Here is a 14703-nt window from a genome sequence, read left to right on the forward strand (position 1 = left end):
CCGCCGACCGCCGCGGCCGCTCCAGGATAAAATACGATTGTCGCCGAAGCGTCATCGAAGCGTCGCGAGCCCGTAACGTCCGACGGCAATGGCGAACGCGAAGCTGCACTAGAGCGGCTTGGGGACACACCATGAACCGTCTTTCCAGCCTGCTCGCGGGCGCCGCCCCATATGCCGTCGCAGCGTGTGCGTTCGCCGCACCACTCTCGGCACAGACCGCCACCGATCCATCGGCCACACCGGCGACCGACGCATCGGCGACGGCAACGGCACCTGGAACGGACGGCGCGGGTGGCGACATCGTCGTGCTCGGCTTCGGCCAGAGCCGCCAGGTCCAGAGCGTCAGCGCCGTCGACCTCGCGCGCCTCACCCCCGGTTCGAGCCCGTTGAAGGCGATCGAGAAGCTTCCCGGCGTCAACTTCCAGGCGTCCGACCCGTTCGGCGCGTATGAATGGGCGGTCCGCATCTCGCTGCGTGGCTTCAACCAGAACCAGCTCGGCTTCACGCTCGACGGCGTACCGCTCGGCGACATGAGCTACGGCAACGTCAACGGCCTGCACATCAGCCGCGCGATCATCTCCGAGAACGTCGCGCGCACCGACGTCGCACAGGGTGCCGGCGCGCTCGGCACCGCCTCGACCAGCAATCTCGGCGGCACGATCGAGTTCTTCAGCGACAAGCCGCGCGATGTGATGAACGTCACCGGCGGCGGCACCTATGGCTCGGACAACACCTACCGCGCCTTCGCTCGCATCGACAGCGGCGATCTCGGCAGCGGTCTGAAAGGCTATCTGAGCTACGGCTTTCTCTCGACCGACAAGTGGAAGGGCGACGGCGTCCAGCGCCAGCATCAGGCGAACGGCAAGATCGTCAAGGATCTGGGCAGCCTCGGCTCGCTGACGGCGTTCCTCAACTTCTCGGATCGCCGCGAGCAGGATTATCAGGATCTCAGCCTCGACATCATCCGCCGTCGCGGGCTCGGCAACGACAATATCGCCAATAATTACCCGCTCGCGCTGCAGATCGCGAAGGTCGCACAGAACCAGGCGGCGGTCGCGGGTGGCACAGCGCAACCCTGGGCCGGCGTCGGCACGACCTTTCCGGCCGGCTTCGGCACGGTCGACGATGCCTATTACGATGCCGGCGGTCTGCGCCGCGACTATCTCGGCGGCGTCACGTTCGACGCCAATCTGACGCCCGAACTCACGCTCAGCACGACCGGCTATTATCACGACAACAAGGGTCAGGGATCGTGGATCACGCCCTATTCACCGACCCCCGCGGGTGCGGCGAACGCCGACGGCACGCCGATCACCGCAGCCAGCCCGCTCGGCTTCCGCACCACCGAATATGCGATGAAGCGCGGCGGTGCGCTCAGCAACCTCGCCTATGTCCACGGCGCCAATACGCTCGAACTGGGCGGCTGGTACGAGACGAACACCTTCACGCAGGCGCGCCGGTTCTACGGGATGACCGACAGCGCGACGCCGAACCGCGATACGCTGCAGTTCCAGAGCAACCCGTACGCCACGCAGTGGGACGGCAAATACACCACCGACACGATCCAGTATCATGTCGGCGACACCATTCGCCTAGCCGACGACCGCCTCGTCCTCAACGCCGGCTGGAAGGGGTTCTACGTCACCAACCGCGCGATCATGCTGCCCGCAACCGCCTCGCCGCTCGCGGTCGGCAAGATAAGCGCGAAGGACTGGTTCCAGCCACAGGCCGGGATCCTGTTCAAGCTGGCCCCGGGTGCCGAGCTGTTCGCGGACTATAAGGAGAACGTCCGCGCCTATGTCTCGTCCGCGACGACCGGTCCGTTCTCGACGACCCAGGCCGGGTTCGACGCGATCCGGGGCCAGCTGAAGCCCGAGCGGTCGAAGACGGCCGAGGGCGGGCTTCGCTTCCGCGAAGGCCCGTTCCAGGCGTCGGCGGTCGGCTATTATATCGACTTCTCGAACCGCCTGCTCGGCTTCTCCAATGGAGCCGGGATCATCGGCAATCCGGCGACGCTGAACAACGTCGGCAGTGTCCACACCTACGGCGCCGAGGTCGCGGTCAACTACCGCATCTTCACGCCGCTCTCGCTGTTCGCCAGCTACTCGTACAACAAGTCGAAATACGCCGACGACGTGCTGTCGGCGAGCGGCACGGTCCTGGTCGCGACCGATGGCAAGATGGCGGTCGACAGCCCCGAGCACATGCTCAAGGGCGAGATCGTCGTCGAACAGTCCGGCTTCACCGGTCGGGTCGGCGCGGATTACATGAGCAAGCGCTACTTCACCTATCTCAACGACCAGTCGGTGCCGGGCCGCGTGCTGGTCGATGCGAGCATCGGCTACCGCTTCGAGGGCGAGGGTGCGCTACACGGCGTGTCGATCCTCGGCAGCGTGACCAACCTGACCGACAAGAAGTATATCTCGACGGTCGGCACGAATGGGTTCACCGCCAGCGGCGACAACCAGACGCTGCTCGCAGGCACCCCGCGCCAGGTGTTCATTTCGTTGAAGAAGGGCTTCTGAGAGCAGGGCGGATCACGTGTCGGCCGCGTGATCCGCCCGCAATTACCGTATGATTATATGACGTCCGCGCGTCGCGTAAGGCGCCTGTAAGACGATCACGGCATCGGGTGGCATCGTCGCGACGCGTCGTCATCCGGCTCCTCGGTAAACCGGGATCCAACCGGCGGCGTATCCTCTTCGGAAGGCGAAAGACCTCGCCTCGTCGCGACATCCGCACCGAGGATGTTGTCCATGCCCGTCTGGCATACTCTGCAATCCGACCAGATCGTGGTCACGCGATCGGGTCTTCACGTCGCCGCGATGGTCCGGACGATCGCCGTGAAGGCCGTCCTCGATCCCGATGCCGCGACGACCACGATCGCCGAGCCGCTGGCCAAGCGTCTACCGCATATGCCCGATCACGCCGCGCGGACCGCGACGACCGACGCGCTCCCGCTCCGCCCGACCATCGACGTCAAGCTGCGCTCGACGTATCGGCCGATCTCGCAGGCGAAGTTCGGCGCGGTCTCACCGGACGGCACGATGCTGGACGTTGGCCGCGATGTGCTGACGCACGAGATGCTGCGGCTCGATTTCGCACGCGGTCGGATCGCGACAGTCGGCAAGACGGATATGGCGTCGCTGGGCAGCCGCTCCGTTCCACTCCGCCTCACGCTCACGACCGACGGTTACAGCGCCGCATGGGGTGATAACCCGATCCCGTTCCATGCGGACGCGGCGCGCCAACCGGCGAGCGTCGTTCGTACCGTGACGTACGGCGCGCTGACGCTTCCCGTCCATGACGACGGTCGAGGCGGGCGCTGGATCGGTTGGGATGCGTTTGCCGGCAAGCGGATCGTCCTCGACCTGCCGCACGCCACGATCTGGATCGAAAAGCCGGGCGGCTGACGAAGACGGCCGGTCATCCGCCGACTACGCCGCCCCCGGCCGCCTGAAACAACGCCACCGTATCGGAAAGCCGGGCCGCACGGGCCTGCACCGCCTGCGATCGCGCCTGCGCGTCGGTCGCGGTCGCGTTGAGCAGGGCGGGCGTACCGACGTCGCCGAGCGCCAGCTGACGCCGCACGAAGCCGAGCGCACGACCCGACGCGTCGGTCGCGCGGGTCGCGGAGTCGAGCGCATCGGCATCGGTCCGCAGCCCGGTCAGCGCATCGGCCACGTCGCCGAACGCATCGAGCACCGCCGCCCGATACTGCGCCTTCGCCCCCTCCAGCGCCGCTTCGGCAGCACGCTGTTGATGACGAAGCGCGCCCGCATGAAAGATCGGCTGCGTGATTCCGCCGATCAGCGTCCAGAACGGGTTGCCGTTTTTGAACATGTCGCCGAACCGTTCCGACGTTCCGCCAGCGGATCCGCTGAGTGAGATGGCCGGCAGACGCGCGGCGATCGCAGTGCCGACGTCGGCACCTGCCCCTTCGAGCTGCGCCCGCGCGGCCAGCACGTCGGGGCGACGCGCGACGAGATCGGACGGTACGATCAGCGGCAGGTCGCGTGGCAAGGTCAGCGAGGCGAGCGTGGGCAGCGGCGGCAGGTCCGATCCCGCCGAGCGTCCGATCAACGTGCCGATCACCACGCGCTGATGCGCTTCCGCGCGGACGAGCGGGGGCAGCGCACCCTCCGCGGTCGCCAGTGCCGCCTGTTGCGTGGAAACGTCAGCGGCACCGACTGCGCCGAGTTGCTGGCGCTTGATCAACGTCTGCAGGATATCGCGATTGACGGCGATGCCGGTCTGCGCCGCGACGATCTGGTCGGCGAGCGAGGCACGCTGGATCACCGCCTCGACCAGATTGGCGATGACCGTCGTCTTCGCCGCCGCCAGACGCTGGCGCTGCGTCTCGGTCGCGGCGCGCGCGGAACGGATCTTCGAGCGGGTGCCCCCGAACAGGTCGGGCGCATAGCTCACCGTCACCTGCGCGGTGTGGAGCGTGTAAAGCTGCTGGTTCTGGTCTGCGACCGCGGGCGACAGCGCGTTCGAAATCCGCGTGCGCTCCGCCTGATAGTTCACGTCGGCCTGCGGCAGCGCCGAGCCCGCCGTGGCGGAACCCTGCTCGCGGTACTGGCGCAGCGTCGCCTCCGCCACAGCGATGTCCGTCGCGTGCGCCTGCGCCTCGCTCACCAGCGTGTCGAGCTGCGCGTTGCCGAAGGTTCGCCACCACTCCGCCGGCACTGCCGCGAGCGTAGTAGCCTGCGCCGCGCCGCTTGACGGTGCGAAGCTCTGTGCGGCGGGGGTAGGCGGCAGGCTGGCATGCGCGTCGAGATTGCGCGGACCCATCGTGCAGGCGCTGGTGGCGCCCGCAAGCAGGAGAATGGCGAGACGCTTCATGCCGTGGCCTCCGTATGGCCGTCAGTATTGGGATGATGGCCGACGTCACGCCCGTGCGCGCCGCGATCCTCCGGCGGCACGCGCTTCGAGAAGCGCGCGATCAGCACCGGCAGCACCAGCAGGATCAGGATCGGCGCGAGCGTCATGCCCCCTACCACGACCAGCGCGAGCGGCTTCTGCACCTGGCTGCCGATCCCGCTCGACAGCGCGGCAGGCAGCAGGCCGATCGCCGCCACCAAGCACGTCATCACCACCGGACGAAGGCTGTGCCGCACCGTGGTCGCGAGCGCATTCTCGCGCGCGAACCCTTCGTCGACGGCGTGATTATAGGTCGTGACCACCAGGATCCCGTCCATCACCGCGATCCCGAACAGCGCGACGAAGCCGATCGCCGACGAGATGCTGAACGCGGTCCCGGTCAGCGCGAGTGCGAGCACGCCGCCAATGATCGCCATCGGGATCGCCGAGAACGCCAGCAGGCTGTCGCGGATCGAGCCGAAGTTCGCATAGAGCAGCAGCAGGATCACCAGCAGGCTGATCGGCACCACCACTTCCAATCGCGCGACCGCGTTGTTGAGGTTGTCGAGCTCGCCCGCCCATTCGAGGTGATAACCCGACGGCAGGTGCACGGTCTGGCTGATCCGCGCATGCGCCTCGTCGACCGCCCCGCCGAGATCGCGGCCGCGGACCGAGAACTTGATCGGGATGTAGCGCTCCTGATGCTCGCGGTAGATGAACGAGGCACCGGTCGTCAGCTTGACGTCGGCGACTTCGGACAGCGGCACCTGGATCGTGCCCGCGCCATCGGGCGACGGCGCACCGATCGTGATCCGGCGGATCGCGTCGATCGTGTCGCGCTGTTCGGGTTTCAGGCGGACGACGATCGGGAAGTGGCGATCGGTGCCCTTCTCGTACAGGTCGACGTTCGACTGCCCGCCGATCGCCGCGGCGACGGTCGCGTTGATGTCGTCCGGCGTCAGTCCGTAGCGCGAGGCGCGCGCGCGATCGACGTCGATCCGCACCGTCGGCTGGCCGAGCGACTGGAATACGCCAAGGTCCTCGATCCCGCGGACCTTGCCCATCTGCGCCTTGATCTGGTTGGCATATTTCTCGAGCGTCGTCAGGTCGGGGCCGAACAGCTTGATCGAGTTCGCGCCCTTCACGCCCGACGCCGCCTCCTCGACGTTGTCCTCGATGATCTGCGAGAACGAGAAGTCGACGCCCGGATATTTGGCGCTAAGCCGCTTCGACAGTTCCTCGGTCAGCGTTTCCTTGGTGACGCCGCTCGGCCATGTATCGAACGGCTTCAGTGGCACGAAGAACTCGGCATTGAAGAACCCCGTGGAGTCGGTCCCGTCGTCGGGGCGGCCATGCGCGGACAGGACTGCCTGCACCTCGGGATATTGCGTCAGGATGCGGCGGACGCCGTTGACCACCGGCTGCCCCGCCTCGAGGCTGACCGACGCGGGCAGCGTCGCACGGATATACATGTTGCCCTCTTCGAGATGCGGCAGGAACTCGATCCCGAGCGAGCGCACGCCAACCAGAGCGACCGCCATCAGCAGCAGCGCGCCACCGATCGCGACGACCCGGTTGCCGAGCGCGAACGCCGCCGCCGGCTCGTAGACGCGCCGCAGCTTGCCGACGATCCACGTCTCTACCTCGGACAATTTGTCGGGCAGCAGCATCGTCGCCAGCACCGGCGCGACCGTGAAGGTCGCGATCAGCCCGCCGGTGATCGCATAGGCATAGGTCTTCGCCATCGGCCCGAAGATATGGCCCTCGACACCGGTCAGTGTGAACAGCGGCAGGAAGCTCGCGATGATGATCGCGGCGGCGAAGAAGATTCCGCGGCTGACCTCCGAACTCGCGCCGAGCACCGCCGAGAAGCGGTTGGCCAAGGTGTAATGCCCCTTGCCGCTTTCGACGTGCGCGGACCGCTCGACCATGTGGCGGAAGATGTTCTCGACCATGATAACGCAGGCATCGACCACGAGCCCGAAATCGAGCGCGCCGACCGAAAGCAGGTTCGCGCTTTCCCCCTGCAACACGAGGATCAGGATCGCGAAGGCGAGCGCGAACGGGATCGTCGCCGACACGATGATCGCACTGCGCAGATTGCCGAGGAAGATCCACTGGAGCGCGAAGATCAGCAGGATGCCGACCACCATGTTCTCGAGCACGGTGTGGATCGTCAGGTGGATCAGGTCGGAGCGATCGTAGATCCGGTCGAGATGCACGCCCGGCGGCAGGATGCCCGACGCGTTTATGTCGGAGACTTCCTTCTGCACCGCGAGGATCGTCGGCATCGACTGCGCACCGCGCTGCATCAGGACGATGCCCTGGACGATGTCGTCCTGGTCGTTGTAGCCGGCGATGCCGAGCCGCGGCGCGTTGCCGATGCGGACGTGCGCGACGTCCTTCAGCAGGACGGGCTGGCCACCGCCGGTGCCGACGAGCACGTTCTCGATGCCGCCGACCGACTGGATCAGGCCGATGCCGCGGACGATCGCCGCCTGCGCACCGAAGTTGATCGTCTGGCCGCCGACATTGCCGTCGCTCTTGGCGAGCGCCGCCAGCACCTGCGACACCGTCACGTTGTGCGCGGCGAGGCGATCATTGTCGATCACCACGTCGTAGGTGCGCAGCTTGCCGCCCCAGCCGGTGACGTCGATCACGCCCGGGATCCGTTTGAACCGGCGCTGGAGGACCCAGTCCTGCAACGTCTTGAGGTCCATCACCGAATAGCCTTTCGGCGCGGTGATCTTGTAGCGGAAGATCTCGCCGACCGGGCTGGTCGGGGACAGCGTCGGCTGCGCGCCACCCTGGAGCGGGGGCAGCTGCGACAGGCGGTTGATGACCTGCTGCTTGGCCTGGTCGTTGGTCAGGTCGTAGCTGAACTGGATCTTGATGTCCGACAGCCCGAACAGCGAGATCGCGCGGATCGCGGTCAGATGGGGGATGCCCGCCATGCCGACCTCGATCGGGATGGTGACGTTGCGCTCCATCTCCTCGGCCGACAGGCCCTGGGTCTGGGTGATGATCTCGACCATCGGCGGGACCGGATCGGGATACGCCTCGATGTTGAGATTGTAGAAGCCGACGCCCCCCGCCACCAGCATGGCGACGAAGATGCCGACGATCAGCAGCCGCTGGCGCAGCGCGAATTCGACGATCCGGTTCATTCGCCGAGACCGGCTTCGTTGACGAACAGCGCGCCCGCGGTGACGATCCGCTCACCGGACTTGAGCCCCGCGGTGATCGTGACCTTGCCGTCCTGCTCCTCGCCCGCGGTGACTTTCCGCGCGACCAGCAGGCCGTCGGGCCGGACCACCCACACGCGCGCATCGTCGCCTTCGTGGATCACGGCCGCCGCAGGTACCAGCAACGCGTCGCCGCTGTGCGGGCGCTGGATCGAGAAGCTCGCGAACATCTGCGGCTTCAGCGCCCCGTCCGGGTTGGCGATGGTAGCACGCACCGGCAGGCGGTGGCTTTGCGGATCGAGCGCGGCGCCGACCAGGTCGATCGTCGCGTGGAAGCTGCGCCCCGGCAGCGCGGGCGTCGTCACCGTGACGCTGTCGCCGAGATGCACAGCGCTGGCATCGCCCTCGGCGAGCTGCGCGATCAGCCAGACGCGCGACGGATCGGTGATCGTCATCACCGGCTTGTCGCCGCCCTGCGAGAGGTACTGCCCCGCCGATACGTCGCGCGACGCGATCAGACCGGAGATCGGCGCATGCAGCGTGGTTACGTCATGGATGCCCGAGACTTCACCGACATTCTCCAACCGCGAGATCTCGCCCTGCGACTTGCCGAGGATCGCCAGCTTGTCGCGGGCGGCACCGAGTGACGCGGCGGCGGTGCGTGCGGTCGCCTGCGCGGCGGCGAGATCGGTCTTCGCCTGCTGGTAATCCTTCAGCGCGCCGCCCGCCGTCTCGTAGATCTGCCGCTGGCGGTCCGCGGTACGCTCCGCGGTGGCGAGTTGCGCCTGCGCGTTCTGCGCGGCGGCGCGCGCCGCGAACAGCCCGCTGCGTGCATCGACGAAATCGCTCGTCTTCACCAGCATCAGCGGCTGGCCTTGCGTCACGCGCTGCCCGGCATCCGCGAGCACGCGCACCACCTGCCCCGAATAGGGCATCAAAACCGGCGTGCTGCGGTCGCCGTCGACGGTGATCGCGCCGCTCGCCAGCGTCCGCGCATCGGACGCACCATAGCCGACGCGCATCGTCGTCAGCCCGGCCATCTGGTCCTTGGTCGGCCGGAACGTGCCGGCAGGCGACACGGGCGCAGGCGCCGGCTCGTGATGCGTGAGCTTGCCGATCAGCACGACGATCAACACCAGCCCGACGATCACGCCGGCCGCGATACCGAGCCAGCGCATCTGCGCGGAACGGGACAGCGAGCGTGTCGGGGGAAGCGTTTCGGGTGTCGTCGATGCGTGCATAATCAGCCCCTTGGGGATTAGACTGGAGCCGGTAGCGTCGCTGGCTTACAGCGCGCTTACGGATGCTGCACTGCACCGAAACAGGCGCGACATGGGCACCGGACAGGGGGGAGATCGATGCGGATATTGCTGATCGAGGACGACCGCGCGCTCGCCGACGCCCTGACGGCCGCATTGTGTCCGCGCGGACTGTCGGTCGATCTGGCCCGCAGCGCCGACGAAGCCGACGCCTTTCTGCAACAAGCCGATTATGCCGCGATCCTGCTCGACCTTGGCCTGCCGGACGAGGATGGACTGGCGCTACTCCACCGGATGCGCGCGCGAGGCGATACCCGCCCGGTGCTGATCCTCACCGCACGCGGCACGATCGACGCACGGATCCGCGGTTTGAACGAAGGCGCCGACGACTATCTGGTCAAGCCGTTCGACGTGGACGAATTGCACGCCCGTCTGCTCGCAGTGCTGCGCCGCCAGGGTGGGTATCTGGGCCGGTCGCTGACGTGCGGACGGCTGACGTTCGATCTCGAAATCCGTGTCGCGCATGTCGAAGGCGCGACGATCGCGCTATCGGTGCGCGAGACCGAGTTGCTCGAACTGCTGCTGCGACGCGCAGGCAACGTCGTGCCCAAGCGGATCGCCGAGGATCATCTGTTCGGGCTTGGCGGAGACCTCGGCTCGAATGCGGTCGAGGTTTATGTCCACCGGCTGCGGAAGAAGCTCGACGAGGCGGCGAGCGGCACGCTGATCGAGACGGTGCGCGGCGTCGGCTACATCATCGTCGCCAAGCCATGAGCCTGCGCCTGCCTCGATCACTGCCCCGCTCGCTCTTGGGCCAGTTCATCGCGCTCCATATCGTCACTGCGGTGGTGGCGACGATCGCCCTGTCGCTCGGTGTCGCGATGCTGCTCCACAGCACCGCCGACCATTACCAGCGGCGGCTGCTCCGCCAACAGGCCGCGACGGTCGCGAGCGCCTTGCCAGCGTCGACCGCTCTCCGCAGCGATGCCTTGACCGACGGCATGGCAATCGCGCTCATCGACCGCAATCGCACGGTAATCATGGCCAAGGGTCCCGGCCGTCCGCGGATCATCGCGGCGGTACCGATGGACCACGGCGCGCATTTCTTCCGCCGCGGCGCGATCGAGGCGTATAGCGTGCCGATCGCCGGGGAGCGCTGGATCGTAGCGTCGCAGGACGGCGCGGCACCCGAGGTCATTACCGACGATATCGTCAGCGCCTTCCTCAAACGTTTTGCGCTCCTGGTGCTGCCGATCGCCGCGCTGGTGCCGTTGATCGGCGCGCTGCTGACCCGACGCCTGACCCGGCGGATGGCGGCGGTATCGGCCACCGCCGCGGCGATCGGTCCACGGACCTTGGGGACGCGGTTGCCGCGGGGAACGCTGCCCTCCGAAGTGGAACCATTGGCCGCAGCCACCAACGAGGCGCTCGATCGCCTCGAACACGGCTTTAAGGCGCAGACCGCGTTCGCCGCGGACGTCGCGCACGAGCTTCGCACGCCGCTGGCGATCATCAGGCTGCGCGCCGATGCGATCGACGACGATACGATCAGAGCCGGCATGCTCGCCTCGGTCGATCGGGCTGCGCGGGTCGTCGGCCAGCTTCTCGCGCTGGCGGATCTCGAACGTCCGATCGAGGACAGCGGCGAACCGCTCGATCTGGCTGCGTTGGCCATAGCCGTCGTCACCGACCGCGCCCCCGCGATCATCGCCGGCGGCCGCAGCATCGCGCTGGACGATCGCTGGACGGGTAGTACGACCCGCATGTTCGGCTATCCCGGCGCGGTCACGCTCGCGCTCGAAAACCTCGTCGACAACGCCGCGCGCCACACGCCGATCGGCACGACCATCACCGTGCGTGTCGGACCGGATCGGTGCCTGTGCGTGTCGGACGACGGCGACGGCGTGCCGCCCGAGCATCTCGCGCGGTTGAAGGACCGGTTCTGGCGCGCGGATGGTGCTCGCGCGGAAGGCTCGGGCATCGGTCTTTCGATCGTCGACCGGGTCGCACGCGCGCACCGCGGCGTGTTCGAGATTTCGTCCGGACGCGAAGGCAGAGGGCTGAGTTTCGCGATGACGTTCGGTCGACCAGGCTTGCCGGAGAACGCCGACGCCTGACCGGTACGCGGTCAGCGCTGCCCGTGTCGATCGTGCCGCCGTCGCCAGTTCATGACGTGCGACATGGCCAATGTCACACTGCCGGCGATCGTCACCGGAGTCTCGAATGCGCCGCCGAGCAGGACGAGCGCCCCCAGCGCAAGCAGCCCCAGCCCCACGGAGCCGACCAGCAGCGGCAGGCGGGCGCGGTGGCTTCGGTAGCCGAGAAGCAGCGCGACCCCCGACGCCGGCACCGCAAACGCGAGAACCCAGACGTGAAAGCTTTCGGGCACCGTAACGATCGTCGCCAACGCCGGCAGCGCGGCAAGCAGCAGCGGCAATCCGATACAGTGCACCAGACACACCGCGGAGGCGCCTACTGCGACCCGCTCCAGCCAGTCGGTGGCGCGTGCGTCGGCCAGATCGTGGGACATCGAGAGTTTCCTTGCGGTGATGGTCGCTACCGACGACCGGGATGCGTCGCCCCCCGGTCGTCGAGCGCTAGGTCGGCGACACGATCCACGATGGGACCGGGTCGCCGCAGGTCTCAGAAGCTCTTGCGGATCCCTCCGAAGAAGCCCCGGCGCGCGCCATATTGCGGGGCGCCGACCCCGACGCCCGATCCGTCGCGCAGCAGATAGGTCTTGTCGGCGATGTTGGTCACGTTGAAGCTGATCGCGACGCCCTTCAGCACGCCCGGCCCGTCGATGGTCTGCGTGATGCCGAAATCTGCCGTGAAATACGACGGCAGCTTGCCGCCATTGGGCACGATGCCCGCGGGGTCGTCAGAGCGCAGACCGTCGCCGTAGAGCATCGTCACCGAGGGGACGAGCTTGCCGATGCCGTCGTCGATCGACACGCTGCCACCCGCCGACGCGGTCCAGCGCTGCGAATGGTCGGTGAAGATATAGTGATTGGCGATGTAGGCGATTTCGTCGGGCTGGAAGAAATACTGGCTGGAGACGATGTTCCGGCCCTTCTCCTGCCCGCGCGCGACGTTGGCATACAGATCGAGCGGCCCCTTGGTGTAGCTCGCCGTGACCTCGGTCCCCCACGCATAGCCCTTGGCGTAGTTGAACGGCGACAGCACCAGCGACGGCCCGAACTGCCCCTCGTCGAGCAGGTTGCGCTTGATCTTGTAATAGGCGTCGACCCCGAGCTTGAACGCCGAGCCGAAGGTGTGCTGGACTCCGCCGTCGAAATAATGCTCGCGTTCGGCGCGCACCGGGTCCGCCGTCGTGATCGCGGTCGCCTTGGTCGTGCCGGTGAACAGCGCGAGCGTCGGCGACGCGATCAGTTCCTGGGGCGGTGGCGTGAAGTTGCGCGCATAGCCGACGTGGAAGACGGTGCTGCTGTCCGCCTTCCACACCAGATTGGCGCGCGGGCTCAGCTGCTGCTCGTCCGAATAGGCGCGAACCGCGTCGAACCGCGCGCCGTAGTTCAGCGTCAAAGTCGGGGTCAGCGACCATTCGTCCTGCAGATACACGCCGTAAAGCTGCCCGGTCCGGCCGCCGCGATCGTTGATCGTCAGCGGCACGTCCGAAGTCTGGGCTCCGGAATCATCGACCGTGAAGACCCGCGAGGTAACGTTCGATCGCGTCCGCTCGTTCTGGAAGAACAGGCCGAAGCGCAGGGTATGGCTATCGGACAGCTTGTAGCTGCCGTCGGCCTGCACGCCCGCCGTCAGGCTCGACAGACGCGACGTGTCGGCGACGCCCGCAAGGATCAGGTCGCCACCCTGCGGATCGGGGGTGAACCGGGTCTGCGAATAGCGGATGAACGGCGCGATCTGGAAATTGAACGCATCGCCGGCATATTGATAGGCCAACACGCCGTAATGCGTGATCTCGCGCTGGTTCTGGTCGAGCTTGGCGGAGTCATACGTCGACTGGCCGTTGAGCGTATAGGCCGGCGCCTGCCCCGGATTGTTGGGAATCTGGAAATACCCGATCGACGTACCGCCGAACGCCGTCAGCCGGCTCGTTTCGGACAGAATGTCGGACACGTAGCCGAACCCGCGATACTGGCGCGTATGATCGTGGATCGCATCGCGCGAGGCGGTCGGGTTCTCGACGCCGAGGTCGTTCTCGAGATAGCTGCCCGACGCGAAATAATTGAGCCCGCCACTCGATCCGTGGACGCTGGCGGTCGGCTGGACCGTACCGCGGCTGCCGCCGTAGAAACCGAGATCGCCGCCATTCTCGAACGCGCCGTTCTCGGTCTTCAGATCGATCACGCCCGAGGTCCGATAGCCGTATTGCGCGGGCAGCGTGCCGGTCAGCAGGTCGATCGACTTGGCGATGTGCGGGTCGAACGTCGAGCCGAAGCCCGAGATGCTCTCCGGCACGATCACGCCGTTCAACCGGTATTGGAGATTGGCGTGCTCGTTGCGGACGTGAATCGCGCCGTAGCTGTCGAGCGTCACGCCCGGTGCCTGGAGGAGGACCTGCGCCAGGCTGCGATTGAGCCCGCCCGGCTGCCGCTCGAGAAGCGCGCGATCGAGCGTATAGTCGCTCGACCCCAGCGAGGGGAGGATCGCATCGCGCGCGGCATCGAGCCGCCGCGCGGTCACGACGATATCGCCGCCGGCAGCTGGAGCAGGAGTCGCATCGGCGGGCGGAACCGGGGTATCGGCCTGCGGTGCGGCGGTCGTGTCGGCGGACGCGGTCTGTGCCGACACGCTGGCGGGAACGAGCAGGGCGAAAGGCGCAGCCGTGACCACGCCCAGCAGAAGAAGATGTCGCATTTTTGAAGAGCTCCAAGAACCTAGAGCGACGGATCGCGCTTGCGCGACGCCGACGCAGTACGGACCGGCGTTCGTCGACGCCGCACCGCGAAAATAGTGTCAGGCTTGGAGGGGGAGCGGCGGCGCGCGGCTGCGCCAGGCGTGCGAGCGCACGTTGCGGACGGATACCGATTGCAACAGCGCGGCGAGCCAGATCTTGCTGGTCGCGGGGGTGAGAACAACTGTGTCTTTGGGCAGGAGGAAGGCGTCGGCGTGCGCCAGCTCCCAGCATAACGGACAATCCGACTCGTCCTGCTGCGTCGAGCCGTCATCGGCCGCACCGGCGACGGCGTGCGCCCCGGCGGCCTGGACGATCGGCGCCATGTTCCGGTGAACATGCGTATGCGCCTGGACGAAGAGGCCCTGGACGAGGATCGCGAACAGCGCCGCGATGAGCATGGCGATGCGGAACACGCGGCTGTTCGCCTGCCGAAGCAGCGTACCCTCAGGCCGCTGCCCGATCTCGCATCCGCCCGCCGTCACGGTCAGTGCTTACGTGTGATGTTGTAGTG

10 protein-coding genes are annotated in these 14703 nt (G+C 67.1%); 4 read left to right on the forward strand and 6 right to left on the reverse strand.

The window, feature by feature from the left end; translation table 11 throughout:
- The first annotated feature begins 131 nt into the window (after positions 1-131).
- Both ASG20_RS05150 and ASG20_RS05155 read left to right on the forward strand, forming a co-directional pair.
- The gene (locus ASG20_RS05150; protein WP_201780672.1) at positions 132-2525 is read left to right on the forward strand and encodes a TonB-dependent receptor; all 2394 of its coding nucleotides are present in this window, start codon (positions 132-134) and stop codon (positions 2523-2525) included.
- A gap of 231 nt (positions 2526-2756) precedes the next feature.
- Positions 2757-3413: a hypothetical protein gene (locus tag ASG20_RS05155; RefSeq protein ID WP_156364018.1), complete on the forward strand. Its 657-nt coding sequence runs from the start codon at positions 2757-2759 to the stop codon at positions 3411-3413.
- A 13-nt stretch (positions 3414-3426) separates the two neighbouring features.
- On the opposite strand, the gene ASG20_RS05160 is transcribed toward ASG20_RS05155, so the two are convergent.
- Genes ASG20_RS05160 through ASG20_RS05170 form a run of 3 tightly spaced genes read right to left on the reverse strand, consistent with a single transcriptional unit; the run spans position 3427 to position 9292 of the window.
- Positions 3427-4848: an efflux transporter outer membrane subunit gene (locus tag ASG20_RS05160; RefSeq protein ID WP_056049378.1), complete on the reverse strand. Its 1422-nt coding sequence runs from the start codon at positions 4846-4848 to the stop codon at positions 3427-3429.
- Positions 4845-8033: an efflux RND transporter permease subunit gene (locus ASG20_RS05165; protein ID WP_056049381.1), complete on the reverse strand. Its 3189-nt coding sequence runs from the start codon at positions 8031-8033 to the stop codon at positions 4845-4847. The genes ASG20_RS05160 and ASG20_RS05165 overlap by 4 nt, the downstream gene beginning before the upstream one ends.
- Positions 8030-9292, reverse strand: coding sequence for an efflux RND transporter periplasmic adaptor subunit (locus tag ASG20_RS05170; protein WP_056049384.1), 1263 nt, complete (start codon positions 9290-9292; stop codon positions 8030-8032). Before ASG20_RS05170 ends, ASG20_RS05165 begins: the two co-directional genes overlap by 4 nt.
- A 117-nt stretch (positions 9293-9409) precedes the next feature.
- Between ASG20_RS05170 and ASG20_RS05175 the strand changes: the two genes are divergently transcribed.
- Positions 9410-10084, forward strand: a complete 675-nt coding sequence (locus tag ASG20_RS05175) for a response regulator (protein ID WP_056049387.1) — start codon at positions 9410-9412, stop codon at positions 10082-10084.
- On the forward strand, positions 10081-11427 hold the full coding sequence (locus tag ASG20_RS05180; RefSeq protein WP_056049391.1) for a sensor histidine kinase: 1347 nt from the start codon (positions 10081-10083) through the stop codon (positions 11425-11427). Before ASG20_RS05175 ends, ASG20_RS05180 begins: the two co-directional genes overlap by 4 nt.
- 11 nt (positions 11428-11438) lie before the next feature.
- On the opposite strand, the gene ASG20_RS05185 is transcribed toward ASG20_RS05180, so the two are convergent.
- The 3 genes from ASG20_RS05185 to ASG20_RS05195 form a co-directional block, all read right to left on the reverse strand.
- A complete protein-coding gene (locus tag ASG20_RS05185) occupies positions 11439-11840 on the reverse strand; it encodes a MerC domain-containing protein (protein ID WP_056049394.1) in 402 nt (133 codons plus the stop codon).
- A 113-nt stretch (positions 11841-11953) separates the two neighbouring features.
- A complete protein-coding gene (locus ASG20_RS05190; RefSeq protein WP_056049396.1) occupies positions 11954-14152 on the reverse strand; it encodes a TonB-dependent receptor in 2199 nt (732 codons plus the stop codon).
- A 99-nt stretch (positions 14153-14251) separates the two neighbouring features.
- Positions 14252-14674 carry a DUF2946 family protein gene (locus ASG20_RS05195; protein ID WP_056049400.1) on the reverse strand — a complete coding sequence of 141 codons (423 nt, stop codon included), beginning with the start codon at positions 14672-14674 and terminating at the stop codon, positions 14252-14254.
- Positions 14675-14703: the final 29 nt, after the last annotated feature.

Source organism: Sphingomonas sp. Leaf198 (assembly GCF_001424005.1).
Taxonomy (GTDB): domain Bacteria; phylum Pseudomonadota; class Alphaproteobacteria; order Sphingomonadales; family Sphingomonadaceae; genus Sphingomonas.